This window comes from Actinomadura livida (genome assembly GCF_014648675.1).
Lineage (GTDB): Bacteria > Actinomycetota > Actinomycetes > Streptosporangiales > Streptosporangiaceae > Spirillospora > Spirillospora livida.
Window position 1 is genome coordinate 93,542 of record NZ_BMRO01000003.1, and the last position, 25,914, is coordinate 119,455.

23 protein-coding genes are annotated in these 25,914 nt (G+C 73.6%); 2 read left to right on the forward strand and 21 right to left on the reverse strand.

Features of this window, described 5'->3' with window-relative positions; translation table 11 throughout:
- Positions 1 to 84: 84 nt before the first annotated feature.
- From IEZ03_RS07100 to IEZ03_RS07115, 4 genes are all read right to left on the reverse strand, one after another.
- The gene (locus IEZ03_RS07100) at positions 85 to 1,110 is read right to left on the reverse strand and encodes a 6-phosphofructokinase (RefSeq protein ID WP_184886397.1); all 1,026 of its coding nucleotides are present in this window, start codon (positions 1,108 to 1,110) and stop codon (positions 85 to 87) included.
- A gap of 186 nt (positions 1,111 to 1,296) precedes the next feature.
- Positions 1,297 to 1,935: a response regulator gene (locus tag IEZ03_RS07105; protein WP_184890765.1), complete on the reverse strand. Its 639-nt coding sequence runs from the start codon at positions 1,933 to 1,935 to the stop codon at positions 1,297 to 1,299.
- Positions 1,936 to 1,997: 62 nt separating this feature from the next.
- Positions 1,998 to 3,158, reverse strand: a complete 1,161-nt coding sequence (gene macS, locus IEZ03_RS07110; protein ID WP_184886399.1) for a MacS family sensor histidine kinase — start codon at positions 3,156 to 3,158, stop codon at positions 1,998 to 2,000.
- Positions 3,145 to 3,864, reverse strand: coding sequence for a lysophospholipid acyltransferase family protein (locus tag IEZ03_RS07115; protein ID WP_184886401.1), 720 nt, complete (start codon positions 3,862 to 3,864; stop codon positions 3,145 to 3,147). The genes macS and IEZ03_RS07115 overlap by 14 nt, the downstream gene beginning before the upstream one ends.
- A gap of 414 nt (positions 3,865 to 4,278) precedes the next feature.
- Between IEZ03_RS07115 and IEZ03_RS07120 the strand changes: the two genes are divergently transcribed.
- A complete protein-coding gene (locus IEZ03_RS07120; RefSeq protein WP_184886403.1) occupies positions 4,279 to 5,208 on the forward strand; it encodes a hypothetical protein in 930 nt (309 codons plus the stop codon).
- A gap of 28 nt (positions 5,209 to 5,236) precedes the next feature.
- Here the strand turns inward: IEZ03_RS07120 and IEZ03_RS07125 are convergent, their stop codons facing one another.
- The 6 genes from IEZ03_RS07125 to IEZ03_RS07150 all read right to left on the reverse strand — a co-directional run bounded on the left by IEZ03_RS07125 (position 5,237) and on the right by IEZ03_RS07150 (position 9,569).
- Entirely contained in the window at positions 5,237 to 5,965 is a 729-nt protein-coding gene (locus tag IEZ03_RS07125; RefSeq protein WP_184886405.1) for an endonuclease/exonuclease/phosphatase family protein, read from the reverse strand.
- Positions 5,966 to 5,983: 18 nt separating this feature from the next.
- Positions 5,984 to 6,952, reverse strand: coding sequence for an ROK family glucokinase (locus IEZ03_RS07130; RefSeq protein WP_132048969.1), 969 nt, complete (start codon positions 6,950 to 6,952; stop codon positions 5,984 to 5,986).
- 46 nt (positions 6,953 to 6,998) lie between these two features.
- On the reverse strand, positions 6,999 to 7,487 hold the full coding sequence (locus IEZ03_RS07135; RefSeq protein WP_184886407.1) for a hypothetical protein: 489 nt from the start codon (positions 7,485 to 7,487) through the stop codon (positions 6,999 to 7,001).
- A 71-nt stretch (positions 7,488 to 7,558) separates the two neighbouring features.
- Positions 7,559 to 7,993, reverse strand: a complete 435-nt coding sequence (locus tag IEZ03_RS07140) for an SRPBCC family protein (RefSeq protein ID WP_132048965.1) — start codon at positions 7,991 to 7,993, stop codon at positions 7,559 to 7,561.
- A gap of 65 nt (positions 7,994 to 8,058) precedes the next feature.
- Positions 8,059 to 8,826 carry a metallophosphoesterase family protein gene (locus IEZ03_RS07145; protein WP_184886409.1) on the reverse strand — a complete coding sequence of 256 codons (768 nt, stop codon included), beginning with the start codon at positions 8,824 to 8,826 and terminating at the stop codon, positions 8,059 to 8,061.
- Positions 8,827 to 8,873: 47 nt separating this feature from the next.
- Complete coding sequence (locus IEZ03_RS07150) at positions 8,874 to 9,569, reverse strand: copper homeostasis protein CutC (RefSeq protein WP_184886411.1); 696 nt, start codon at positions 9,567 to 9,569, stop codon at positions 8,874 to 8,876.
- 230 nt (positions 9,570 to 9,799) lie between these two features.
- On the opposite strand from IEZ03_RS07150, the gene IEZ03_RS07155 reads away from it, so the two are divergent.
- Positions 9,800 to 11,590 carry an AMP-dependent synthetase/ligase gene (locus IEZ03_RS07155; protein WP_184886413.1) on the forward strand — a complete coding sequence of 597 codons (1,791 nt, stop codon included), beginning with the start codon at positions 9,800 to 9,802 and terminating at the stop codon, positions 11,588 to 11,590.
- Here IEZ03_RS07155 and IEZ03_RS07160 read toward each other — a convergent pair whose 3' ends face one another.
- The 11 genes from IEZ03_RS07160 to qcrC all read right to left on the reverse strand — a co-directional run bounded on the left by IEZ03_RS07160 (position 11,591) and on the right by qcrC (position 25,900).
- The gene (locus IEZ03_RS07160) at positions 11,591 to 12,262 is read right to left on the reverse strand and encodes an SDR family oxidoreductase (protein ID WP_184886415.1); all 672 of its coding nucleotides are present in this window, start codon (positions 12,260 to 12,262) and stop codon (positions 11,591 to 11,593) included.
- Positions 12,263 to 12,442: 180 nt separating this feature from the next.
- Positions 12,443 to 13,960 carry a DUF1996 domain-containing protein gene (locus IEZ03_RS07165; RefSeq protein ID WP_221480814.1) on the reverse strand — a complete coding sequence of 506 codons (1,518 nt, stop codon included), beginning with the start codon at positions 13,958 to 13,960 and terminating at the stop codon, positions 12,443 to 12,445.
- A gap of 35 nt (positions 13,961 to 13,995) precedes the next feature.
- Entirely contained in the window at positions 13,996 to 14,577 is a 582-nt protein-coding gene (locus tag IEZ03_RS07170; protein ID WP_221481533.1) for a DUF4142 domain-containing protein, read from the reverse strand.
- 198 nt (positions 14,578 to 14,775) lie between these two features.
- Positions 14,776 to 16,287 (reverse strand): NADH-quinone oxidoreductase subunit NuoF family protein, encoded by a 1,512-nt coding sequence (locus IEZ03_RS07175; protein ID WP_184886419.1) that lies wholly within the window; start codon positions 16,285 to 16,287, stop codon positions 14,776 to 14,778.
- Positions 16,284 to 17,138 (reverse strand): ferric reductase-like transmembrane domain-containing protein, encoded by an 855-nt coding sequence (locus IEZ03_RS07180; RefSeq protein WP_184886421.1) that lies wholly within the window; start codon positions 17,136 to 17,138, stop codon positions 16,284 to 16,286. The genes IEZ03_RS07175 and IEZ03_RS07180 overlap by 4 nt, the downstream gene beginning before the upstream one ends.
- A 7-nt stretch (positions 17,139 to 17,145) precedes the next feature.
- Positions 17,146 to 19,227, reverse strand: a complete 2,082-nt coding sequence (locus IEZ03_RS07185; protein ID WP_184886423.1) for a peptidoglycan DD-metalloendopeptidase family protein — start codon at positions 19,225 to 19,227, stop codon at positions 17,146 to 17,148.
- A 937-nt stretch (positions 19,228 to 20,164) separates the two neighbouring features.
- The gene (locus IEZ03_RS07190; RefSeq protein WP_184886425.1) at positions 20,165 to 20,977 is read right to left on the reverse strand and encodes a hypothetical protein; all 813 of its coding nucleotides are present in this window, start codon (positions 20,975 to 20,977) and stop codon (positions 20,165 to 20,167) included.
- 17 nt (positions 20,978 to 20,994) lie between these two features.
- Positions 20,995 to 22,122: a glycosyltransferase family 4 protein gene (locus tag IEZ03_RS07195; RefSeq protein WP_184886427.1), complete on the reverse strand. Its 1,128-nt coding sequence runs from the start codon at positions 22,120 to 22,122 to the stop codon at positions 20,995 to 20,997.
- A gap of 120 nt (positions 22,123 to 22,242) precedes the next feature.
- The gene (gene qcrB / locus IEZ03_RS07200; RefSeq protein WP_184886429.1) at positions 22,243 to 23,886 is read right to left on the reverse strand and encodes a cytochrome bc1 complex cytochrome b subunit; all 1,644 of its coding nucleotides are present in this window, start codon (positions 23,884 to 23,886) and stop codon (positions 22,243 to 22,245) included.
- Positions 23,883 to 24,998, reverse strand: coding sequence for a cytochrome bc1 complex Rieske iron-sulfur subunit (gene qcrA, locus IEZ03_RS07205; RefSeq protein WP_184886431.1), 1,116 nt, complete (start codon positions 24,996 to 24,998; stop codon positions 23,883 to 23,885). Before qcrA ends, qcrB begins: the two co-directional genes overlap by 4 nt.
- Positions 24,995 to 25,900: a cytochrome bc1 complex diheme cytochrome c subunit gene (qcrC, locus tag IEZ03_RS07210; RefSeq protein ID WP_184886433.1), complete on the reverse strand. Its 906-nt coding sequence runs from the start codon at positions 25,898 to 25,900 to the stop codon at positions 24,995 to 24,997. The genes qcrA and qcrC overlap by 4 nt, the downstream gene beginning before the upstream one ends.
- Positions 25,901 to 25,914: the final 14 nt, after the last annotated feature.

The window sequence follows — 25,914 nt, forward strand, 5'->3', positions numbered from 1 at the left end:
GAACAGGTCTGAAGGGACTTCTTAGTGTTGCTCAGAGAAGCCAACGCCGCGACCCGGATTCACTGTTCCCGCCGGGGAGAGCGGTCAGCCGAAGAAGACCTCGGCCTCGGCGTAGCGCTCCAGCGGGACGGTCTTCAGCTCCTTGGTCGCCTCGTCGAGCCCGACCCGGATGATGTCGGTGCCCTGCAGCGCGACCATCTTGCCGTAGTCGCCGTCGCGGACGGCGTCGATCGCCTGCAGGCCGAAGCGGGTCGCGAGGACGCGGTCGAACGCCGTGGGGGTGCCGCCGCGCTGTATGTGCCCGAGCACCGCGGCGCGGGCCTCCTTGCCGGTCCGCTTCTCGATCTCGTCGGCGAGGGCCTGGCCGATGCCGCCGAGCCGGACGTGCCCGAACGCGTCCTTCTCGCCCGTCTGGAGCGCCATCTGCCCCTCGGCCGGGTGGGCGCCCTCGGCGACGACGATTATCGGCGCGTAGCGCGTCTTGAACCGGGACTCGACGTACCCGACGACCTTGTCTATGTCGAACGGCCGCTCCGGGATGAGGATGACGTTGGCGCCGGCGGCCATCCCGACGTGCAGCGCGATCCACCCCGCGTGCCGGCCCATGACCTCGCAGATCAGCGCGCGGTGGTGGCTCTCGGCGGTGGTGTGCAGCCGGTCGACGGCCTCCATGCCGATGTTCACCGCGGTGTCGAAGCCGAAGGTGTAGTCGGTCGCGTTGAGGTCGTTGTCGATCGTCTTCGGGACGCCGACGACGTTGACGCCGTTCGCGTACAGCTCGCGCGCGACGCCGAGGGTGTCCTCGCCGCCGATGGCGATCAGCGCGTCCACGCCGAGGCCGGCCAGGTTGTCCTTGATCCGCTCGACGCCGCCGTCGACCTTGATCGGGTTCGTCCGGGACGAGCCCAGGATCGTCCCGCCGCGCGGCAGGATGCCGCGCACCGCCTGGACGTCGAGGGCCACGGTGTCGCCTTCGAGGGGCCCGCGCCAGCCGGCCCGGAAGCCCACGAACTCATAGCCGAAGACCTGGACGCCCTTGCGCACGACCGCGCGGATCACCGCGTTCAGGCCGGGGCAGTCACCGCCTCCGGTCAGCACTCCGACGCGCATGCCGTCTCCTTCTCCCGCCACCGGGCTCCTCCCTCGATTCACATGGCCAGACTAGCCACCCGGTCCCCGCCGGCCGGCGCATTCACCGACCGCTCCGGCGTGGCGCCATTGGTCTAGACCATAGCCCCTCGGCGGCGTGCCTCGCACGTTGTCGCCAAGGGTCGGCGAAGGCCGCGGCACCGCCCGCTAGCCCTCCTGGTCGAGGCCCTTCTCGATGGCGTAGCGGACGAGTTCCACGCGGTTGTGGAGCTGCAGCTTGCCGAGGGTGTTCTGCACGTGGTTCTGCACCGTCCGGTGGGACAGGACGAGCCGCTGCGCGATCTGCTTGTACGTCAGGCCCTTCGCGACGAGCCGCAGGACCTCCGTCTCCCGCTCGGTCAGCCGCGGCGCGTCGTCGTCTTCGCGGGACGGTGCGCTGGCCAGCCTGCGGTACTCCCCGAGCACCAGCCCGGCCAGGCCGGGGGTGAACACGGCGTCGCCCTCGCCGGTGCGCCGGACGGCGTCCAGGAACTCCTCGCGCGCCGCGGACTTGAGCAGGTAGCCGGTGGCGCCCGCCTTCACCGCCTCCAGGACGTCCTGCTGCTCCCCGCTCGCCGACAGCACCAGGACGCGCACGGGCGGGTCGGCGGCGGCCAGGTGGCGGGTCACCTCCACCCCGCTGATGTCGGGGAGCTGGAGGTCGACCACGGCGACCTGCGGCCGCGCGGCGGCGGCGACGCGGACCGCGGCGCGCCCCTCCCCCGCGGTCGCGACCACGTCGTGGCCGGCCTCGGCGAGGTCGCGGGCGACCGCCTCACGCCACATCGGGTGGTCGTCCACGACCATGATCCTCAAGGGCACGTCACTCACGGCCTCACCCTAAGCCGACATACCGCCCCGCCGCCCGCTCAGCGCGGGACGGTCATCTCGATCTCCGTGCCCTCGCCCTCGGCCGTGCAGATCACGACCTCGCCGCCGAGGTCGGCGACGCGGCCGCGGATCGACTGGGCGACGCCGAGCCGGCCGGCCGCCGCGGCCTCGTCCAGCCGCCCGGCGGGCATCCCAGGCCCGTCGTCGCGGACGCTGACGGTGATATCGGCGGGGCCGTCCTCCAGCAGCACCCACGCGCGGGCGCCGGGGCCGCCGTGCCGCCGGACGTTGTCCAGCGCCGCCGCGACCGCCGCCTCGACCTCCCCGGCGGCGTGCGCGGGCAGCCGCACCTCCGTCGCCGGCGTGGACACCGTCACGGACGGGGACGCGTGGCCGGTCAGCAGCGGGCGGAGGTCGACCCCCGCCCCGGCGTCCGGCTCCGCGGCGGGCGCGGACGGGCGGCTGCCGATGAGCGACCGCAGCGCCGCCTCCTGCTCCCCCGCCAGCCGGCCCAGCTCCGCCGCCTCGCCGCCCAGCTCCCCGCCGCGCCGCTGCACCATCGCCAAGACCTGCAGCACGGAGTCGTGGATGCGGCGGGCCAGCCGCTCCCGCTCGCGGGTGGCCGACTCCAGCTCCACGGCCCGCGCCAGCCGCGCCTCCGCCTCCAGCGCCAGCCGGACGACGTGGCCGACGACGAGGCCGGCGAGGAACAGCAGCACGATCCCGTTGAAGGTCGTGGAGCCCATCCCGCCGGTCGTCCCCGCGACGGCGTGCACCAGCAGGTTCGCGGCGGACAGCGCCAGCGCCGCGGCGACGCCGAGCCGGCGGCCGCCCGCCACCGCCCACGACAGCACCGCCGCCGCCACCCACGACACCGGCAGCGTCGGCCGCCCGGCGGCGATGTTGGCGGCCGTCTCCACCCACGCCGTCGCCAGCAGGCACCCGGCCGCGACCGCGAGGTCGGCGGCCAGCAGCAGCCGGCCGCGCCGGCGCGGGTCGGCGAAGGCCCGCACCGCGTACGCCGTCCAGGCCGCCATGACGCCGAGGACGGCCCAGCCGCCCGCCGGATGCGCGTAGCCCCCGGAGTTCATCGCGATCACGACCGCGGCGTAGCAGAGCGCGAGGCCCCGGTAGACCGCGACGGCGCGCCAGAGCGCGGCCTCCAGCCCCAGGCCCGGCTCCCTCTTACTCGTCGTCATCCGTCACTGGGCGCGCGGTCTTGCCGGCCAGCTCCGCCTTCACCTCGGCGGCGTAGCGGTCGACGTACTCCTGGCCCGACAGCTTCTGGATCGCCCGCATGATCTCGTCGGTGATCTCCCGCAGGACCTCCTTGTCGTCCTCGCGGCCGTAGTAGCGGGAGAAGTCCATCGGCTCGCCGAACCGGACGCCCGGCCGCACGCCGAGCCGCGGGAGCGTCCTCCCGGACGGCATCAGCTCGAACGTGTTGATCATCGCCATCGGGATCACCGGGACCCGCGACTGCAGCGCCAGCCGCGCCACCCCGGTCTTGCCGCGGTACAGCCGGTTGTCGGGGGCGCGGGTGCCCTCCGGGTAGATGCCGAGCAGCTTGCCCTCCGCGAGGATCCGCAGCCCGGTCTGCAGCGCCGCCTCGGCGGCCGACCCGCCCGTCCGGTCCACCGGCACCACGCCCACCCCGGTCATGAACCCCTTGCTGATCAGCCCTTTGATCCCCTTGCCGGTGAAGTACTCGCCCTTGCCGATGAAGATGATCGGCCGCATCAGCGGCAGCGGCCCGAAGAAGTGGTCGGCGAACGACAGGTGGTTGCTCACCATCAGCGCGGGGCCGCGCTTGGGGACGTTCTTCATCCCCCGGTTCCGCGGCCACCATCCGAGGTACAGGACGGGCGAGAGAACGATCCGGAGCAGGATCCAGAACCAGAGCATGCGAGGACCTTCCTCGGACCGCGTGCCCCCGGGTGAGCACGACCGGTCCCTGCCGACGGGAGATGATGGGACATCTTCCCACTCCCCGTCCCACCGATCTACCGGCCGGTACGGCATCGGCCGCGGGCACCGGGCGCGGCTCGGTCCGCGACTCGGTCCAGGGGGCGGCCCGGCCGCGTTCGCGGGCGATGCGTCCGGGGCCGCCGAATGAACGTAGGCTCTGAACGTAAATCTCAATCGGGTGCGCCCGGGGGGCTTGTTCCGGGCGTCGCAGCGAATACCGTGGGACACACGTTTCAGGGTGTCCGGGAGTGCCGCCGCGAGCCGGTGGCGCCGCCGGGCACATGTCGATGGGGGAGCGGAGGCCGTCATGCCGGTGCTGCCGGTCACGCGGGAGTCGAAGGAGCCGGCCCCTTGAATCGCCGTGGCAATGGACTGTCGGCCGACACCTACGCCCCGCTGGTCGACCTCGCCCCGCACCTGGCCGACGCGATGCTGGCGGCGCTCGGCGAGGCCGGGGTGGCGGCGTACGCGACCTCGCCGTCCGGGCTGCCCGACCTGCCCGGTCCGGCCGGCCCGTCGGGCGACCCGGTCGCGGGCGACGTCCTCGACCGGCTGTACGTGGACGTCGACATGAAGCCGGCCGCCGAGGGCATCCTGCGCGCCCACCTCGCCCGGCTGCGCGACCCCTCCGCCCGCGGCACGGACGCCGAGCGCACCGAGACCGACCTCGCCGACCCCCGCGACCTGGCCGACCCCCGCGAACTGGGCGACCCCCGGGACGCCGCCGAGTCCCGCGACCCCGCCGCCGCCCGGGAGACCGCGGCCCCCCGCGACACCGCCGAGCCGCGCGACGCCGACCGCCCCGCCACCGCCGAGGACCCCGAGGCCCCCGCCGAACGCGACGAGGACGCCATCTGGGCGGAGATCGTCGCCGGCTACGACTCCGGACCCGAGGGCGACGACGTCCCCTGGCCCGAGGAGGAGAACCTCCGCGAGCCCGCCAAGCCCCCGCGGGAGGGCGACGACAGCACCGGGCGGCTCCCCCGCGCCCGCGTCATCAAGCCCGCCGAGCCGCCGGAGTTCCCCCCGGAGGAGGACGCCGACGGCCACTACATCCCGCCCCCTCCCCCGCCGCTGCCCAGCGCCGACCCCCTGACCAAAGGCGCCTGGGTCGCGCTGATCGGCGGCCCCGTCTACCTGCTGGTCACGGTCATCCTCGACTGGGAGGTCCCCGGCTGGGCCGCGTTCCTGGCCGTCGCCGCCTTCATCGGCGGCTTCGTCACCCTCGTCCTCCGCATGGGCGACGAGCCCCGCGACCCCGACGACGGAGCCGTCGTCTGAGGTTCGGCCGGACGGTTCGCCCTGAGGTTCAGCGGGGCGGCGCCGGCCGGTCCCGGCCGATCACCAGGTCCGCCAGCAGCGGCCGGTGGTCCGTCGCGAGGACGTAGTCGTCCGTGGGCGCTGCGTCGCCTGTCGGGACTCCGCATCCGGTGGTCCGGATCGACGGGTCGGTGAAGACCGCGTCTATGCGCCTGCGGGGGTTGCGGGCGGAGAACGTCAGCTCGCCTCCTGCGGGGGCGGCCGCGTAGGCGTCCTGGAAGTGCCTCGTCAGGACCTTCCAGGACTCGCCGCCGGGGTCCTCGTTGACGTCGCCGGCGAGGACGACCGGGGCGCGGTACCGGGCGCGGGCACGGCCCAGGTGGGCGAGGATCTCGTCGACGTGGCGCAACCGCGGAGCGTCCGCCAGGTCGAGGTGGGTGCTCGCCGCGATGAACGGGACTCCCCCGGCCTCCAGGACCGCGATCGCCAGCGCGCGGCGGTGCAGGCCCGCGTCCGGGGTGAGCAGGTGGAACTCGCGGGCGACCCGGCGGACGTGCGGCGCGGCCAGGACGGCGAGCCCGCAGGCCCGCCGTCCCGCCGCGACGCGCAGCCCGCACGCCCGCGCAAGCCGGCGCCGCTTCAGGCGCCAGGCCCAGAAGCGCGGGACCTCCTGCACGCAGACGACGTCCGGGGCGATGGCGCGCACGACCCGGGCCACGGCGGCCGGGTCGTCGCGCAGCGACCGGACGTTGTAGCTCAGCAGGCGGACGGACGCCATCTCCGGACCCGTGCGCGCCTAGACGATGACGTCCTGGAGGGGGCGGACGCGGGCCAGGTCCGCCGCGCCGACGATGCCGGCCGCCGACCCCAGCTCGGCGATGCGGATGTCGGGCAGGGGGCGGTGGCCGCGGCCGGTCAGCGCGTCCTCGAACGCCGCGCGGATCGGGTCGAGGAGGAGGTCGCCGGCGTCGGACAGGCCGCCGCCGATGATGAACGCGCCCGGGTCGAGGATCGCGCTGAGGTCGGCCAGGCCCTGGCCCGCCCAGTGCGCGATCGTCCGGAAGCACTCCAGCGCCGCCTTGTCGCCCTCGCGGGCCGCCTGCGACACCTCCGGGCCGCTGATGCCCTCGGGGCGGCCGTCGCCGAGCTCCAGCAGGCGCCCCGCCATCGCGGGCGCCACCCGGGCCAGGTCGCGGGCCTCGTGGACGAGGGCGTTGCCGCTGGCGTACTGCTCCCAGCAGCCGCGGTTGCCGCAGCCGCAGCGGCGGCCGTCCGGGACGACCCGGAAGTGCCCCATCTCCGCGCCGATGCCGAAACGGCCCCGGTACAGCTCGCCGTTGATGATGATGCCGCCGCCGATGCCCGTGCCGAGGGCCACCAGGACGAGGAAGTTCTCGCCGCGCCCGGCGCCGAAGCGGGCCTCGCCCCACGCGGTGGCGTTGCCGTCGTTCTCGACCACCACGGGCAGCCCGACGCGGCTCTCCACCTTCTCCTTGATGGGCTCTTCCCGCCAGGCGAGGTTCGGGGCGAACAGGACGGTCGAGCGGGTCTCGTCGACGAAGCCGGCGGTGCCGAGGCCGACCGCGGACACCTCCTCGAACTTGCCCTTCAGGAGGTCGACGACCTCGGCGATGGTCTCGGCGGTCTCCTGCGGGTTGGTCGATGGAGTCGGCCTGCGTACCTTCTCCAGTATCGTCCCCCGGTCGTCGACGACCCCCGCGGCGACCTTCGTACCGCCCACATCCACGCCGATGGTCAGGGCCATGTACCCTTCCTCCTCCTCGAGCGCCCCGGCTGGAGCCTGAACCGCACTACCCGATGTCGGCGGGGCCGCCGCCCGTGGCGGCCGACCACGCATCGCCCGAATCAGGACGTTCCGACCGATCGGACCTACCCGCCCGCGGGCTCTCCGACGCCTCCGGCGGCCGGTTCCGGCGGGTCCGGTCGACGGCGGCCACCACGTCGAGCGCGGCGGCGAGGAGCGACTGCCCGGCCTCGTGCAGATGGCGGCCCACGTCACCGCCCGCCTCGCGCTTGATCACGATCGCCCGGCAGACGGGGCAGTCCCGGCACTCGGGCGCGCCGGTGGCGATGTGCGGCCGCTCCCCGGCGAGGACATGCGGCTGCTCGGCGGTGGCGTCGGCCCACACGTCCTCACCCGCGCCCGCCCCGCCGCTGCTCGGTTCGCCGCTGCTCGGTTCGTCGGCGTCCCGGTCCCGGCCGCCGCCGCTCACCCGCCTGATCAGCGCGTCGAAAAGCTTGGCCGCCTCGTCCAGGACGTCACCCGGCTGCTCACTCATGGGTCCATCTTCCATCGGTCGTCGGCGTGACGGTATCGCCTAGTCGCCGTGTTCTGGTGGCTGCGGGGTGTTCAGCTCTCCACGTGGCGTTTGAGGCCCTTGAGCGCGGTGTCGATGATCCGCTTCTCGCCCTTGCGCTTCACCATGCCGATCAGCGGGATGCGCACGTCCACGGCCAGCTCGTAGGTCACCTCGGTGCCGCCGTCCCGCTCGGCCAGGCTGTAGGAGCCGTGCAGGCCGGTGACGACCGAGCCCGCCTCCACCAGCTTCCAGGTCACCCGGTCGTCGCCCTCCCAGGTATAGGCGAGCCCGACGGTGTCGCTGAAGGGGCCGCCGTCGAACGTCAGCTCGGCGCGCGACGCCCGGCCGTCCTCGCCCGTCTCCTGGACGGTGATCCCGCGGATGCCGCTCGCCCACTCCGGGTACGCCGGCAGATCGGCGATCACCGCCATGATCTCGGACTTGCCCGCCTTGACCGTGATGGTGGAACTCGTGCGGTCCGCCATCGGCGTCTCCCTCCGGCTCGTCGTGAGCCCGCGCGCGGGCCCGCTGTCCCTAGAGAACGTATCTTTCACACCGTCAGGACGTACGGCACGCCACGGGCGCGGAAGTGCCCCACGTTCACGCACTCGGTGCGGCCGATGCGCATCCGGCTCGCGAGCGGCTGGTGGACGTGCCCGAAGAGGACGTACCTGGGCTGCGTCCGGTGGATCACGTCCAGGATCGCCGCGCTCCCCCGCTCGAAGCGGCGCGCCACCGTGTCGTACAGCAGCTCGGGGACGTCGGGCGGGATGTGGCAGCACAGCACGTCCACCTCCCCGACCGCCTCGACCTTGGCGGCGTAGGCGTCGTCGTCCAGCTCGTAGGGCGTGCGGTACTCGGTGCGCAGGCCGCCGCCGACGAACCCGAACCGGAGCCCGCCGATCTCGGTGGTCTCGCCGTCCAGGACGCGGTGGCCCTCCTTGAGGTGCGCGCCCCACATGCGCGGGACGTCCACGTTGCCGTACGTCAGGTACGCGGGGGCGGGCATGGCGGAGAACAGCTCCGCGTACTGCCGGTCGACGGCGCGCTCGATGTGCGGCCACGCGTCGCCTTCGAGCGAGGACCAGAGGGCGCGGGAGAACTCGCGGGCCTCGTCGAAGCGCTTCTCGGTCCGCAGCCCGATGAACCGGGCGGCGTTCTCCTGGCCGAACAGCTCGGCGAAGATGCCCTGCGCGTGGTCGTGGTAGTCGATGAAGAGGATCAGGTCGCCCAGGCAGATGAGGACGTCCGCGCCGTCCGCCGCGCTCGTCAGCGCGTCCGCGCGGCCATGGACGTCGCTCACCACGTGGATCCGCATGAAACGACTGTAATGGGACGGGCCGCAAGCGGCCACGGCCGGGATCGTCAGCCGGTCGCGGCCGACACCAGGGAGCGCCACTCGCTCACCAGGGCGGGGTCGACCGGGGCGTCCCAGGCGCCGTCCCGGCGGACGGCGGTGCCCACGTGGAACGCGGTGACGCCCGCGGCGGCGAGGACCGCGACGTGCTTGCGGCGCAGCCCGCCCCCGGCCATGATCATCCCGGCCGCCTCGGGGCCGGCGGCCGCGCGCCGGACGAGGACGTCCACCCCGGCGTCCACGCCCCGCGCCGAACCGGCCGTGAGGACCGTGTCGAGCCCGCCGCCGAGGTGGCGGACGGCGTCCCACGCCTGGGCGGGGGCGGCGGCGTGGTCGACCGCGCGGTGGAACGTCCAGGGCAGCGGGGCGATGTCGGCGGCGAGCTTGCCGGTGGCGGCCGTGTCGACGTGGCCGGACGGGTCGAGGAAGCCGAGCACGAACCCGTCCGCGCCCGCCTCGGCGAGGCCGGCCGCGGCGCGCCGCAGCCGGTCGAGCTCGAAACCGGTGGTGCGGAACCCGGCCTTGGCCCGCAGCATCACCCGGATCGGCAGCGACGTGGCCTCCCGGATGGACTCCACGACGTCAGGATCGGGAGTAAGGCCGTCGGCGGCCATGTCGGCGGCCACCTCGATCCGGTCGGCGCCGCCGTCCTGCGCCGCACGGGCGTCCTCGGCCGTCAGCGCGATCACTTCGAGCAGCGACATTGGCGTTCCCCCGGAACGGCGTTCGTGTGCGACCGGATCAAGCGTAGGCGACCGGGCGGCCGGCGCCGCGGCCGACGGCCGGTCTTTGCCGTGCCGTTAACAGCCGCTGTCAGCCGGTGCCGATGCGGCGCCCACCCTGGAATAAGCCCTACTCGTGGGTATCATTCGTGCACGGAGAATCCCCAGCGGACTTCCCCGCCCACCTCGACGATCGACTACAGGAGCAGGCCGTGCGCGAGTTCAGCGTCCCCGCGATGGTGGAGGTCCCCGACTCCGCCACTCTGACCGACGCGCCCTTCACCCGGGCCGCCAAGGAGCCGGGTGCCATCGTGGCGCGCCGCAGGAGCGGCGACGCCTGGAGCGCCGTCACCGCGGCCGAGTTCACCGAAGAGATCACCGCCGTCGCCAAGGGCCTCGTCGCCGCCGGCATCGAGCCCGGCGACCGGGTCTGCCTGCTGTCGCGGACGCGCTACGAGTGGACGGTCCTCGACTACGCCGTCTGGACGGCGGGCGGGGTGTCCGTCCCCATCTACGAGACCTCGTCCGCGGAGCAGATCGAGTGGATCGTCGGCGACTCCGGCGCGAAGGCCGTGTTCGCCGAGACCGCGGACCACATCGCCAGGGTCGAGGAGGTGCGGGAGCGGCTCCCCGAGCTCGCGCACCTGTGGGGCATCGACGCGGGGGGCATCGACGAGGTCCGGAAGCTGGGCGCCGAGACCGGCGACGACGTGGTGGAGGAGCGCCGCGGCTCCTGCGGGGCCGGCGACCTCGCCACGCTCGTCTACACCTCCGGCACCACCGGGCGCCCCAAGGGCTGCGAGATCACCCACGGGAACCTCGTGTCGACGTCGCGCAACGCCGTCCAGGGCGCGATCGCCGAGGTCGCGGTCGAGGGCAGCAGCACGCTGCTGTTCCTGCCGCTGGCGCACGTGTTCGCCCGGCTGATCCAGGTCGCCACGATCGAGGGCGGCATCGTCCTCGGGCACAGCGACATCAAGAACCTGCTGCCCGACCTCGGCTCCTTCCAGCCGACGTTCCTGCTGGCCGTCCCCCGCGTGTTCGAGAAGGTCTACAACGGCGCCGAGCAGAAGGCCGCGGCCGACGGCAAGGGCAAGATCTTCAAGGCGGCGGCCGAGACCGCGATCGCCTACAGCCGCGCGCTGGACGGCGGCGGCCCGGGCATCGGCCTCAAGGCCAAGCACAAGGTCTTCGACGCGCTGGTGTACAAGAAGCTGCGCGCGGCGGTCGGCGGCAAGGTCGAGTACGCGGTGTCCGGCGGCGCCGCGCTCGGCGAGCGGCTCGGGCACTTCTTCCGCGGCGTCGGCATCACGATCCTGGAGGGCTACGGCCTCACCGAGACGACCGCCCCGGCCAGCGTGAACCGGCCGACCGCGCTGAGGATCGGCACCGTGGGGCAGCCGATCCCGGGCGTGGACGTCCGCATCGCCGAGGACGGCGAGGTCCTCGTCCGCGGCATCAACATCATGCGCGGCTACTGGAACAACGAGGCCGCCACCAAGGAGGTCCTGGAGGACGGCTGGCTGCACACCGGCGACCTCGGCGCCCTCGACGACGACGGGTTCCTGCGGATCACCGGCCGCAAGAAGGAGATCCTGGTGACCGCGGCGGGCAAGAACGTCGCGCCCGCGCCGCTGGAGGACCGGCTCCGCTCGCACCCGCTGGTCAGCCAGTGCCTGGTCGTCGGCGACGGCCGCAAGTTCATCAGCGCCCTCGTCACGCTGGACGAGGAGGCGCTCGGCCCGTGGAAGGCGCAGCACGGCAAGCCCGAGGCGATGACGGTGGACGAGCTGCGCCGCGACCCCGACGTGATCGCCGAGATCGAGGGCGCGATCGCCGAGGCCAACAAGTCGGTCAGCCGCGCCGAGTCGATCAAGAAGCACGTGATCCTCGGCGTGGACTTCACCGAGGAGGCCGGGCACATGACGCCGAGCCTGAAGGTCAAGCGCAACGTCGTGATCCGGGAGTTCGCCGACGAGATCGAGGCGCTCTACACGGGCTGATCAGCGGCCGGCCGGGCGCAGCGCGGCGACCGCGTCCGCGATCGCGGTGTCGCCGTTGAGCAGGTCGAGGGTGCGGCGGCGGACGTCGCCGGCGTCGAGGAGCGCCGCGATGACCGCCGCCACATCGTCGCGGGTCACCGCGCCGTACCCGATGGGCGGCTCGGCGAGCGTCACCCGGCCGGTCGGCGGGTCGTCGGTGAGCCGCCCGGGCCGCAGGATCAGCCAGTCGAGGGCGCCGCGGCGGCGCAGGTCGTCCTCCGCCTCGCCCTTGGCCCTGATGTAGGCCTCCCAGACCTCGCCGCGGCCGCCCGCGGGCGGCTCCCCGGCGCCCATCGCGGAGATCTGCACGAAGCCGCGGACGCCCGCGCGCTCCGCCGCGTCCGCCGTCAGCACCGCGGCGCCCCGGTCGACGGTGTCCTTGCGCGCCGCGCCGCTGCCGGGCCCCGCCCCGGCGGCGAACACGACGGCGTCCGCGCCCCGCAGGTGGCCGGCGACCTCGCCGGCGCCGGCCTCCTCCAGGTCGCACAGGACCGGCTCGGCGCCGGCGTCCCGGACGTCGGCCTCATGGCCGGGGTTGCGGACGAGGCTCCGCACGGTGTCGCCCCGCTCGGCCAGCAGCCGCGACAGCCGCAGTGCGATCTTCCCGTGCCCGCCCGCGATCACGATGTCCATGCCGCGATCGTAATGCGCCGGACGCCGTCCGTCCTGGACCGGAGGGCGGGCGCGCCGGAGCCGCGCCCGCACGCGCGAGCGCGGCCGGTGAGGCGCCGCCGAAGGTCGAAACGGCATCCCCACCGGCCGCGCGTCCGGGTTCACCCCAGGGCGGTCCGGGTCACCCGGACGTCGGATGGATCAGTACTGCTGGTTCCTGGTGGCGGGCTCCTCCGTGGGCGGAGCCGGCTCCTGGCTCGGGTCGGCGGGCTCCTCCGTGGGAACCGCCGGCTCCTCGGTGGGAGCGGCCGGCTCCTCCGTGGGGGCGGCGGGCTGCTCGGTCGGCTGTCCCTGTCCCTGGTCGTTGCCCTGGCCCTGGCCGCCGCGCATGCGCTTACGGCCGTTGATGGTGTTGACGACCTGCTGCATGAGCTGCTCGCCCATCACGTTGATGAAGTCGCCGTGGTCGGTCACCGGGTCGTGGCCGGACTCGGGGAAGCTGTCCAGCGCGAACGCCAGCGGCTGGGCCGGGACGTCGTAGGCCAGCGTCATCCGCAGCTGCGGCACGGCCAGCGTGCCCTCCGGGCAGGCGCCCGTCCGCTCGTCGGGGAAGGCGATGTGGTCGCGGTGGTTGGCGCTGTCGGTGTTCTGGCCGTCCCAGCAGCTCGCGAAGTTCAGCACGCGCGTGACGAGGCTGCCCTCGGGGCACAGCGGGTACTTGTCGGTGAACGCGCGGTTCTCGAAGCCGGTGCAGGTCCACTGCGCCTTCGCGTTCTGCAGGCCGTTCGTCACGGCCTTGGCGTCACCGGTCGCCATGCGGATGAACTGCGGCATCGCGACCACCCGGCTGCGCGGGTTGCCGAGGAACTCCAGCTTCACCTCGGCCGGCTCCACGATGCTGCCGACGTTGCCGTCGATCCGGCTCTGCTCGGCGCGGTCGGAGTTGTCCTCGCCGTCGCGCAGCCGCAGCACCGGCCAGAAGTACGTCGACTTGTCGCCGTTCGTGCAGGTCGTGCCGGCGGCGGCGAGGGTCTCGTCGGTCGAGAAGGCGTCGGTGTCGAGGTTGCCGACGTAGTCGTGGATGTGGTGCGCGCCGTTCACGACGCCGGGCGCCGCGACCACGTTGTCGGGGTTGTTGTGCGCCTGGCCCTCGTTGGTGCCGCAGTCGACGCGGAACACGCCCTTGGAACCGCGGCGGGTCGTCCGCGGCTGCCGGACGCGGGGCGCCTGGCGGATCGGGACGTACTGGTCTTCCCTCAGTTCGGGGATCTCGACCTGCTGGTCGTCGCCGGGAGGCTGCTCCCCGTCCCCCGGGGGCTGCTCGCCGTCGGCGGGCGGCTGCTCTCCATCGGCGGGGGGCTGCTCGCCGTCGGCGGGCGGCTGCTCCCCATCGGCGGGGGGCTGCTCCCCATCGGCAGGCGGCTGCTCCCCATCGGCCGGGGGCTGCTCCCCGTCACCGGGGGGCTGCTCCCCGTCGGCGGGCGGCTGCTGCCCGTCGCCGGGGCTCTGCTGCCCGTCACCGGGCTGCTGGCCGCCGCCGTTGGGGTCGCCCGGATTCTTGACGTCGTCGAGCTGTCCGCCGTCGAGATCCGAACCCGCGGCCGGGGTGCTCTGGCCCGGCTGCGGGCCAGCGGTCCCGCCGGGCGTCACCTGACACGCCGACGTGACGAGGGCGAGCGCCGGGATGATCACGGCGAAGGCTTTCTTCTTACTTCCCATGGAAAGGTACTCCCTTTTGCGGGGTGGGATGTACGTCACTTCAAGGCACGCCTGGGAACCAGGCCGGTGCTCTCCAGCAGCGACATGTGCGTGTTGACGAACTTCATGGAACGTTCAGCGAAAGCGCGGACCACGCTGTTCTCGGACTTCGACCGCACCTGGGCGATGACGGTGAACACCGCCCCGTGGGCGGCACGCAGCCGGTGCACCCAGATCTTGTCGTAGTCGGCGCCGTATTTACCTGACATCTCGCGCAGGTAGGCTTTCTGAGTCCCATTCGGTTCGTTGGGCAGGATGACGCCGAGCTGCTCCGCGGTGGCGCGGGCGTCGGCGTCGAGCTGCACGTGCTGCTGCCAGATGATCTCGGCGACCTCCCGCACCCGGGGGTTGGAGGCCCGCTGCTGCGCCTGCTGGCCCGCGGGAATCTCCCACAGGCCGGCCTGCCTGACGGCGACGAGGAGCTTCCTGTCCAGCGTGCTCATCGGTCCCCAGCGGGTGTTCACGGTGCCACCGAGGTTCGCCGCGCCACTGGCGGGGACGCCCACCGGGTTCATGATCACCACGAAGGCGGCCCCCACGGCCGCCACGGCCGCCAGAATCAGCAGGATGCGGCCCATGCGCGGGCGCGACAGCCTGCGCACTTCGGCGATTCCGTAGGATTTCCTCAAGGGAACTTCTTCCTCCTTTCGAGGATCTCTCGACGGACCCGGCGCGGGTTTGGTGGGAGATACGCGCCACGCCGTGCCGGGGGTTCAAACGCGATCAGCTGATTTGCTCTTTTCTCGCGCCCGTAAATGGGCGCACGGGTGCCGCGGTCAGCGCCGCGACGACACGCCGGGAACGCCCTCGACGACGCGCAGCGCCAATGCGGGGCACATCGCGACCGCCTTCTGCACGTCCTTCTCCATCCAGGACGGGATGTCGGTGCCGAGCACCACGGGGAAGCCGTACCGGTCGAGCTGGATCAGCTCCGGCACGATGTAGGCGCACAGCCCGTGGCCGTCGCAGCGGCTCCAGTCGATCGCCACCCGGCCCTCCGAGCCGGTGGGCACCGGCAGCGGCATGACCCCGTAGGTCGACAGGCCGCAGCCGCCGCCCCACCGGTGCGCGTCGATGTCGGCGGCGAACGCCTCCATCGCCGACAGGACGAACCTCGCCGTCCCGTCCGGATGGGTGCAGGCGCCGCGGCCGCGGCCGATGCCGGCGGCGCGGCGGACGTCCTCCACCGTGCCCGCCCCCTCGGTCAGGGCGTTGAGGGACCGCACGACGTCGGGCAGCCCGAGCCGGCACGGCCCGCACTGCCCGGCCGACTGCGCGGCCAGGTAGGAGGCGATCCGGGTGACCTCGCCCAGGGGGCAGGTGCCCCGCGTGAGCGGCAGGATGATCCCCGCGCCCACCGTCCCGCCGACCCGGCGCATCCCGGCGCGCGACAGCACGGCCCGCGACACACCGGCGGGGTCGAGCCACATCCCGTGGTAGCCACCGACGAGCACACCCGGCGACGGCGGCACCTGGCAGTGGTCGAGGACGGTCTGCAGCGGCGTGCCGAGCGGCGCCTCCACGACCTGGGTGCCGCCGATGGTGAGCATCGTGGTGCCCGGCTCGTCCTCCGTCCCGGCCGAGGCGTACAGGTCGGGCCCGAGGGACACCAGGACCGCGAGCTGGGCGAACGTCTCGGTGTTGGACAGCAGCGTCGGGTACCCGTCCACGCCGGAGTCGGAGGCGCGGACCTTGACGCCCGGCGGGATCGGCACCTCGCCGTTGATCGCGCGGACCACCGCGCCGCTCTCCCCCGAGATGAACCGCTCGGTCAGCCGGACGACCCGCGCGGGCATCCGCCGCTCGCTGATCGCGGCGCGCACCGAGCGGGCGGCCTCGTCGTCCTCGACGGCCACCACGATCCGCTGGGTGCCGAGCGCGGACGCCGCGATCTGCGCGCCGTCCAGGACGAGGTGCGGCGCCCGGCCGAGGAGCACCTTGTCCTTCGAACTGCCGGGCTCGCCCTCGGCGCCGTTCACCACGATGACGACGTCCTCGCAGGAGCCGCGCTCGTTGCCCTTCTCGCCGGGCAGCAGCGCGGTCTGGTCGGAGGTCGGGTAGTTGACCCGCGCCGCCACTGCCATCAGCTTGCGGGCGAACGGGAACCCCGCTCCGCCGCGGCCCCGCAGGTCGACCTGCTCGCACATCCGGACGATGTCGTCGAGCTCGGGCGCGCGGAGCCTGCCGTGCACGGCGAGGTGGCGGTCGAGGTCCAGGCGGTCGAACCGGTCGAAACCGAGCGTCAGCCGGGGACCGCCGATGCCGGAGACGGCGACGGTCGAGGTCATCGGTAGACCTCGGTGTCACGCCCGCCGCCGTACACGGGCATGCCGCGCGGGTCCTGGACGGTGCCGCGCGGGTCGTCGTCGGCGTCGTAGTCGTGGTCGCCGAAGGGGTCGGTCTCCCGCGCGCGGGCCGCCGCGGCCGCGCGGGCCTCCTCGTGCTCCATCGCGGCCATCGCGCGGCGGTCGCGGCGCCGCCCGGCGCCGTCCGGCCTGGAGAACGGGGCGATCTCGTCGTCGACGCGGTTCAGCTCCCGCGGCTTGACCACCACGATGATGCGGGTGATCAGGGCGAGCACGACGAACACGACGCTCATCACGTAGGACAGCACGACCCAGTTCGCCGCGGCCCGGCCGGCGGTCAGGCCGTGCACGATCGCGAACGGCCAGGCGAGGTAGGCCAGGACGTGCACCGACCGCCACATCCAGACCTTGCCGCGGTTCGCGAACCGCGCCCGCAGCAGCCCGCTGATGACGATGACCAGCATCAGGTCGACCGCGATCGTGCCGAGCCCCACCGCCCCGCCCGCGGGCACGACGACGTTGACGGGCAGCGCGAGGCCGGCCATCACCTTCACGGCCACGTGCGCGACCAGCATCGCCACGACCACGATCGCGGAGGCGCGGTGCAGGGCCTGCGCGAGGACGCGGTGCCGGATCTTCAGGATGAGGCGGTCGGTGGCGAGCAGGCCGCTCATCACCGCGACGGTCATCGAGACGAGGGCGAACACCCCGGCGAAGAAGTTGAGGAAGTACTGCACGTTCGCGACCGCGACGGCGCCCTGCGGGGTCGCCGCGCCGACGAGCACCAGCAGCGCGCCCGCGAGGACGAGACGCAGTGCCCAGGTGGGGACCATGGGATCATCACTGTTGCGAATTCGCACCGCTCTGACTCCTGTTCTGGGTAGCGGCCGCCCCGGGGGCGGGCGTCGAACCTGCGCCGTCGTCCGCCGAGGGGTCGGGGGACGGGACCGGCGGCGGAGCGTCCTCCCCGGCGGGGACCGAGCCGAGGTTGGCGATCAGTCCGCCCGGAAGCACCTGGAGCGCGCCGCGCTCGGCGAACCCGAGGAGGGGGTTGGCCCGCTCCCGGAACGTCCATCCGCCGAGCTGCGCGCCGTCGAGCGGTACCCGGCCGCCGCCGTGGCGGAGCCCGAACCCGACCTCGGCGCGCGGCGAGGCCGCGCCGCCGCAGGGCCGGTCGGTGCCGGCGCGCCCGAGCGGCGCGCCCTGCGAGACGACGGCGCCGTCCTTGACCCGCGGCACGTTCTGCAGGCGGTAGTAGGTGGTGGCGACACCGCTGGCGTGGACGACCATGACCATCGCGCGCCCGGCCGAGTCGGAGCAGAAGCGGTAGAGGTGCCCGCTGCCTGCCGCGAGGACGCGGCCGTCGCCGCCCGAGAACGCCAGCGTGCCGAGCGGGCGCGCGGAGCCCTCCGAGGTCGTCATCGTCCACGCCTGGCCGGTCTTGAACGGCAGCATCAGCCGGTCGCCGGCCCGCGAGCCGTTGACGAGGGCGGTGGCCTGCTCGGTGGTGACCGCCCCGTACCGGCGCAGGGCGGTGACCTCCGCCGCCGCCATGGCGTTCTTGGGGACGGCCCCGAGCAGGGTGGTGAACGCGCTGCTGCCGGAGAGGCCGACCTGCCACTCCTCGCCCGTCCAGCGCGCCGCGTAGAACGCGACCTCCGGCGCCGCGGAACTGCCCGTCGGGACGGGGATCGCGGTGGTGCCGAAGGCCCACGTCTTGTCGGCGCTCGTCCGGGTCAGGTCGACGATCGGCCTGCCGCCCGCCGGCGCGCCGTACGCCTGCTGGGCGGCGGCGCCGCGCTCGTCGATGGTCAGCTTGCGCACCTGCGCGGAGAGCACCGCCAGGTTCGGGGCGGCGGTCCGGTTCGCGGGACCTCCGGCCTGCCCGCCGGGCTGCTGCGGCGACTGCGGCTGCTGCTGCGCGGGGTTCCCGCCCGGCCCGGCCGGGGCGAGGGCGCGCTCCGAGCCGGCGGGGTCGGACGTCCCGCCGATGGGCCCGCCCTCCAGCAGGGCCCGCTCGGCGATGCCGAGCAGGGACAGCCCGACGGCGGTGGACAGCACGATCGCGCCGATGCTCATGCGGTCGGCGGGCCCGCGGCCGCGCCGCGGCTTCGCCTTCGGCCCGGGCCGCTGCGGGGCGGGACGCCGCGCCTGGCCGGCGGCCGGCGGCCGCGCCGGGGGACGCGTTCGCGCCGGGCGCTCCTGCGCGCGCTGCCGGGCGGGCCTCGGCGGCCGTCCGCCGCGCGGCTGGAACTCGCGCGACCGGTCCCGGCCGGGCCCGGTCCCCTCGGCCCGCGCGTCGAAGCGCTCGAACCGCTGCCCGGTGCCCTGGTTGCGGGCGTCGAACGACCGCGTCCGCGCGTCGGGCTCGCCGGTGCTCCACGGCGCGGCCGGCCGCGTGCGGGCGGCGGGCGGCTCGTTGCGCGCCCCGAACCGCGTGCGCGCGTCCGGTGCGCCGAACCGGGTCCGGGCGTCCGCCGGGTCGTTGCGGACGCCGAACTGCCGCGCCCGCACGTCGGCCGGCGGCTCGTTGCGAGCGTCGAACGACCGCGTCCGGGCGTCGGAGGAGTCGTTGCGGGCGTCGAAGGACCGCGTCCGCGCGTCGAACCGGTCGCCCTCTGCCGAGGACGGCCTGTTGCGCGCGCCGAACTGGTCCTCGCGCCGCTGGGACCGCTTCGCGCGGGCCTCGTGCCGCTTCATCTCGCGGCGGCTCGGCCCGCGGGTCCCGCGCCGGCCGCGCTCGGCCCCGTCGGGCTGCTCCGACCACCAGGACCCTTCGGGCCACTGCGGCAGCGGCTTCGGCTCGCCGGACCGCGGCCCCGTACGGGGCGCGGGTCTCGACGAGGGACGCGCGGACGTTTCCGCCCACGGTGAAGCATGCGTGTTGTTCCGGGACGCATGCCCGTTATCGCGTCGCGCCATGCCCTCTCCTGTGGAGGAGACGGAGGGCTCGGCGAACGCCGGTTCGGCTCCGGACCGCCCGGCTCGTCACCCGGCGGCCTTCCTGCTGAGACAGTTCGGGGAGTACGGCATGGGAGCCCGCTCGCTCCCACCGCGTTCCCCGGACGGGTTCCGGAGAACCCGCTCGATCACTCAGGGAGCATACGCCCCCTGAGTCGCCCAGATGTGCGTTGGTACCAAAAAATCCTTTCAGACCTTAACCCGCGGCCGTTCCACTCTCCACTCCAGTACGCGCGAACGGCCCCGGCGCGTTCAGCCCTCCGGCGATCGATCCCGGCCCGTCCACCGTGGTCCCGGCCCTCCCCGGCCCTCCCCGGCCCAGGGTGCCGCGGGCGCGCTCCCAGGGCGCCTGCGGTGGCGGGCTTAGTGAGGACTGATCCGTCCCTTAAGCGCGCCCTAACGGGGATGCCGGCGCGGCCGGCCGCCCCTAGCTTCGGGTGTGTCCACGACCGCGGACGCACACGGCGGCAGGAGGTGCCCGGATGAATCGATCACCGCGACAGGGATCAGCCCACCGGCGCCGCCCGCCCGTCCACCGCGCCCGCGGCCGGGCACCGGCGGAGCCGCACCCCACGGGACCCCGTCCCGCGGAGCCCGATCCCAGGGGACCGGATTCCGGTGGGCCGCTCCCGACGGTGCCGGATGCCGGGGCCGTGCCCCGCGCTCCCGTCCACGCGAACTCGATCCGGCAGTCCGAGCCGCCCAGCACGGCGCGCCCGTCTCCAGGTTCCTCCCCCAGGGCGCCGGGCCGGCCGCACCGGATCACACCACCCTCGGCAGGGGCGTTCGCGTGGAACTGGTCTCGGGAGCGGGGCACGGCCCCAACCGGACGCCGGTGCCCGGAAGGGACCGCGCCTACGGCGCGGGGGCGCGGGTCCCCTCCCGGGCACCGGTACGGCTAACGCGTCCAGGGCAGGCGGACGGCCTCGAGGTCCGGGTCGGCGAGCACGGCCTCGACGAGCGCGGCCGGGCCGACGACCTTCGTCCCCCACAGGTCCCAGTCGCAGTAGACGACCCACGAGCGGTCCTCGGCCCACAGGTCGGACGGGCAGCTGGACATCGCCGGATGGTCGTACAGCGCGGCCGCGTCACCGAGCCGCCCGGCGAAGACCGTCTCGTCCTCCCAGTCGGCGGTGATGAGCGGGCAGTAGTACGCCAGGCAGCGGGTCCCCGAGCCGGACGGGCTGTGGCGCAGCAGCACCCCGATCAGCCGGTACCAGCTCTCCCGGTCGAGGCAGCCCTCCGCGGGCGGTTGGATCGCCGCCGACCAGCTCCCGGCCGGATGCCCCTGCCGCAGGCAGCGGTTGCCGGGCAGCTCCCCCTCCGGGACGACCGGCTCGCCGAACCCGCGCGCGAGCTCCTTCCACCGCAGCCGCCGCCAGCCGGTGCCCGGATGGCCGCTGCGGCCGAGGTCGGTGCCGGTGACGATCGCGCCCTCCAGCAGGTCCCCGACGTCGCCGGGAAGCTCGCCCGCCGGGTCGGCCAGCGCCGCCGCGGTGTCGGTCAGCCCCGCCGCGGCCACGGACTGGTGGACATCGTCGTGGGTGGTGGTGACAAGTCCCTCCTCCCACGCGTACATGGCGTGGAGGAGCCAGACGGAGTCGGGGCGGCGCGGCGGCTCGAACCCCGAGTAGCAGTGATCGGGGTCCAGGTCGTGCAGCCAGCGGGCGGCCTCCCCGGGAACGCGGGCCCAGGCGTCCTCGATGTCCATAGCGGCATCCTGTCATCTCAGGGGGTGAGCAGGCCTCCCAGCCGTGCGGCCTGTATCTCCCAGCGCCATTCCCGCTCTACCCAGGCACGTCCCTTCTCCCCCATCGCGCGGGCGCGGCCGGGGTCGGCCAGGAGCCCGGCGAGGGCCTGCGCCACCCGGGCCACCGAGCGGCCCGGCACGACGAGCCCGGTCTCGCCGTCCAGGACGGCGTCCGGCGCGCCGCCGGAGTCGCCGGCCACGACCGGCAGCCCCGTCGCCGACGCCTCCAGGTAGACGATCCCGAGCCCCTCGACGTCCAGGCCGCGGCGGCGCGTGCGGCACGGCATCGCGAAGACGTCTCCCGCGTCGTAGTGAGCGGGCAGTTCCTCCCAGGGGACGCCGCCGGTGAACACGACCGACCCGGCCACGCCGAGCGACGCGGCGAGGCGGTCCAGCCGGTCCCGGTACGGCCCTCCGCCGACGAGCAGCAGCACCGCGTCCGGCACCGTCCGCAGCACGTGCGGCCAGGCGTGGACGAGGGCGTCCTGCCCCTTGCGCGGCACCAGGCGGGACACGCACACCGCCACTGGACGGCCGTCCAGGCCGTGCCGTTCCCGGATCTCAGCACCGCCGGCGCCCGCGCGGAACACCTTCTCGTCGACGCCGGGAGCGAGCCGGGTCATCCGGGCCGCCGCGTCCGGCGACAGGGCCCGCGCCATCCTCGACCGCGTGTACTCGCCCAGGTAGGTCAGGACGTCCACGCCGTCGCCGATGCGACGCAGGAGGCCGCGCGCCACCGGCAGCGACGCCCAGCCCGCCTCGTGCCCGTGCGTGAGGCCGACGAGCGTCCCGGCACCGGCCCGCCGCAGCGCCGGGGCCAGCAGCCCCAGCGGCGCCGCCGCGCCGAACAGCACCGAGTCGCAGCCCTCCGCGCGCAGCACCTCCCCCGCCCGCCGCAGCACGCCCGGCTCCGGCAGCATCAGCGAGCCCGGATGGCGGACGACGGGGAACGGCTGCGCCGCGTCGAACTCCGCGGCGCCCTCCCAGTCCGGGGCGTACACGACGACCGAGCCGGGCGGGCGCCGCAGCGCGAGGCCGTGCACGAACGCCTGGATGCCGCCCGGCCGGGGAGGGAAGTCGTTGGTGACGAAGAGGGTCCTGGTCATCGTCCGGCCAGAATACGGACCCGGCGCGGCGCCCGCCCCGGCGGGACGGAAAGGCCCGGCACCGCGGATGCGGTACCGGGCCTCTCTACGGCCTTGTTACTCGACGGCCTGGGTCACAGGTCAGCGCTTGGCTTCCCGCGATTCCCCGGAACCCTCGATGGCCTTCTGCTCTCCCTCGCCGTGCCCGCCGTTCCCGTGCTCCTCGATGGGGATGTCATCGAGGGTCCACGCGCGGTTGAGCCGCGAGCGCAGGTGCCCGACCGGGCCCTTGGCGGCGGGGATGCCCGCCGCGTCCCGGTCCGGCGCCGCGGGCAGCGCGGTCTCCTTGGACAGGAGCACGTGCATCTCCGCCTCGCGCGCCGGCTCGTGGCGCTCGGAGAACCGGCCCTCCGGCGACATGACGATCACACCGCTCTCGACACCGTGCGCGACGGACTCGGCGTCCTTGCGCTGCAGTCCGATGCAGATCCGCTTCGTGATGATGTACGCCAGGACCGGGCCCACGAAGAACGTCACCCGGAAGAACCACGTCGTGGCGAACAGCGAGATGTGGAACCGCTCGGCGAGGATGTCGTTCGCGCCGGCGATCCACAGCAGCCCGTAGAACGTCACCGCGGCCATGCCGATCGCGGTGCGGACCGGGGCGTTGCGCGGCCGGTCGTTGACGTGGTGCTGCCGCTTGTCCCCGGTCACCCACGCCTCGACGAACGGCCACACCGCCGCGCCCGTCATGATGATGCCGAGCGGCAGCAGCGCCGGGATCAGCACGCTCAGGCTGAGCGTGTGGCCCCACGCGTTGATCTCCCAGGCGGGCATGATCCGCAGCGAGCCCTCGAGGAAGCCCATGTACCAGTCCGGCTGGGAGCCGGACGAGATGGCGCCCGGGTCGTACGGGCCGTACAGCCAGACCGGGTTGATCTGGAAGAACGCCCCGAACAGCGCCGTGACACCGAAGACGAACAGGAAGTAGGCGCCCGTCTTGGCCATGAACACGGGGTAGAAGGGGTAGCCGTACACCTGCTTCTCGCTCTGGTGCTTGACCGGCATCGCGGTGTGCTTCTGATGCCACATGATCATCAGGTGCGCGGTGACCAGGGCCAGCAGCAGCGCCGGGATCAGCAGGATGTGCAGCATGTACAGCCGCGGCACGATGTCCTGGCCGGGGAACTCGCCGCCGAACAGGAACATGTAGATGTAGGTCCCGACGACGGGGATCGACTCCGCGACGCCCTGGGTGATCCGCAGCCCGGTGCCGGACAGCAGGTCGTCCGGCAGCGAGTAGCCGAACAGGCCCTCCAGGATGCCGAGGGTGAACATGGCGAGGCCGATCAGCCAGTTCAGCTCGCGCGGCTTGCGGTAGGCGCCGGTGAAGAACACCCGCAGCATGTGCGCCAGGATCGACGCCATGAACAGGATCGCCGCCCAGTGGTGGATCTGCCGCATGAGCAGCCCGCCGCGGACGTCGAAGCTGATGTGCAGCGTCGAGGCGTACGCCTCCGACATCGCCACGCCCTGCAGGTTCGTGTACGAGCCGTCGTACACGACCTCCAGCATGCTCGGCTTGAACCAGAACGTCAGGTAGACGCCGGTCAGCAGCAGCACGATGAAGGAGTACAGGGCGATCTCGCCCAGCATGAACGACCAGTGGTCGGGGAAGACCTTCTTGACGTTCCGGCCGAAGAACGTCGTCGACCCGAGACGCTCGTCGACGAAGCCGAGCGTGCCCTCTACGGCCTTGGGCGGAGCCGTGGTGGTCTCGCTCATCCGCGCTCCCAGAAGCTCGGTCCGACGGGCTCTTGGTAGTCGTCCGTCGCGATGAGGTAACCGTCCTCGACCGACAGCGGAAGCTGCGGCAGCGGCCGGGCGGCCGGGCCGAAGACGACCTTCGCCGCGTTCGTGGCGTCGAAGGTGGACTGATGGCACGGGCACAGGATGTGGTGCGTGGTCTGCTCGTACAGGGCCGCCGGGCAGCCCACGTGCGTGCACACCTTCGAGTACGCCACGGTCCCGTTGACGTGCCAGTTGCCGCGGCCCGGAGCGGGCTTGAAGTCGGCCGCGGGCACGTTGATGAGGATCGTGACCGCCTTCGCGACCTCGGTGAGCAGCTCCTCGTGGGGAACGTGCTCCTCCATGCCCTCGGGCAGCACTGTGATCATGCTGCCGGGGGCGGCGAAGTCGCTGACCCGCAGCGGCTTGTTGGTGCCGTCCACGACCAGCCGGACGCCCCGCTTGCCCTCCGCCTTCGCGCGCTCCACGGCCGCGGCCCAGTAGGTGCTGCGGAGCTTCTTCTCCGGCAGCGGGCCGAGGTCGCGCAGCAGCACCAGCGGCGCCAGCCCGAGCGGCGCGGCGGCCAGCAGCAGCGTGCGGCGCAGCAGCGGCCGCTTGGTGATGCCGCTGTCCTCGGCGCCCTCCACGAAGTCCCTGGCGAAGGCCGAGCGGGTCTCCTCGTCGGCGGCCAGGTCGTGGCGCTCCTGGACGATCGGCTTGCTGGTCATCAGCCGCCGCACCCAGATCGTCACGCCGACGGCCATCGCGAGGAACGCGAGCGCCATCGTGCCGCCGAGCCAGAAGTTGGTCTCGCGGGCGTCCTCGACGCCGTGCATGCCGCCGTCGCGGCCGCTCCAGCCGATGAAGTACGCGATGAACGTCACGCTGGCGGCGAACGCGAGCAGGAAGAGCGCCGCGACGATCCGCTCGGCCCGCTTGGCCGACTCCTCGTCGAGCTGGTCGCCCGCGCCCGCCGGCGCCGAGATGTCGTCCTCGGCGAGGAGCGCCTTGTCCCGCGCCGGGGACGGCGTGCCGATCACGCGCTCGCGCCGGCCGCCCTCTTCCCGCGGGTCCGTCGAGCCCGCGGTCTCCTTGTTCTCGTCGCTCATGACTTCTTCAGCTTCTTCGGCTTCTTCGCGGTGATCCACATCGCCGCCAGGACCAGCAGGCCGAGGCCGACCAGCCAGCCGACCAGGCCCTCGCTCACCGGGCCGATGCGGCCGAGGCCGTTACCGCCCGGGTTCGGCTCCTCGCGCACGTTGACCAGGTAGGCGATGATCGCCTGCTTGTCCTTCGGCGTGAGCGTGCTGTCGTTGAACACCGGCATCGCCTGCGGGCCGGTCAGCATGGCCTCGTACATCTGGGTGGGCGTCACGTCGTGCAGGTCCGGGGCGTACTTCCCGCCGGTCAGCGCGCCGCCCTGCCCGGTGAAGCTGTGGCACTGCGCGCAGTTGGTGCGGAACAGCTTGCCGCCCAGCGCGACGTCCCCGCCCTCGGGGTCCACGGCCGAGGCCGGCGGGACCTCAGGGCCGCCGCCCAGCGTCTGGATGAAGGCCCGCAGGTCGATGACGTTCTTCTGCGCCTTCGCGAGCTGCTCCTCGGCCTGCTTCCGCCGCTCCGGGTCGTCGTAGTCGGTCTTGATCGACGTGTTGAAGGTGGGGATCGGCTCCTTGCGCGGCACCTGCGCGCCGGGGTTCATCGCGGGCATCCGGCCCGTGGTGACCTGGAAGTCGACGGATGCGGCGCCCACGCCGATCAGGCTGGGGGCGATCGGGTTGCCGTCGGCGTCCTTGGTGCCCTCGGCGTTCAGCCCGTGGCAGCTCGCGCAGTTCTTGTTGAACAGCTCCCGGCCGTTCTCCAGGTCCGGCGCGGCCTGGGCGCTGCTGTGCGCCTCGGCGCGGTCGGTCTGCGGCGAGAAGCCGGCGTAGACGACGCCGATCGCCGCCAGGGCCGCCAGCACGACGGCGTAGCCCGCCCACGGGCGCCGTCGCCATGCGGTGATCCTTTTCACGGAAATCCCCGTTC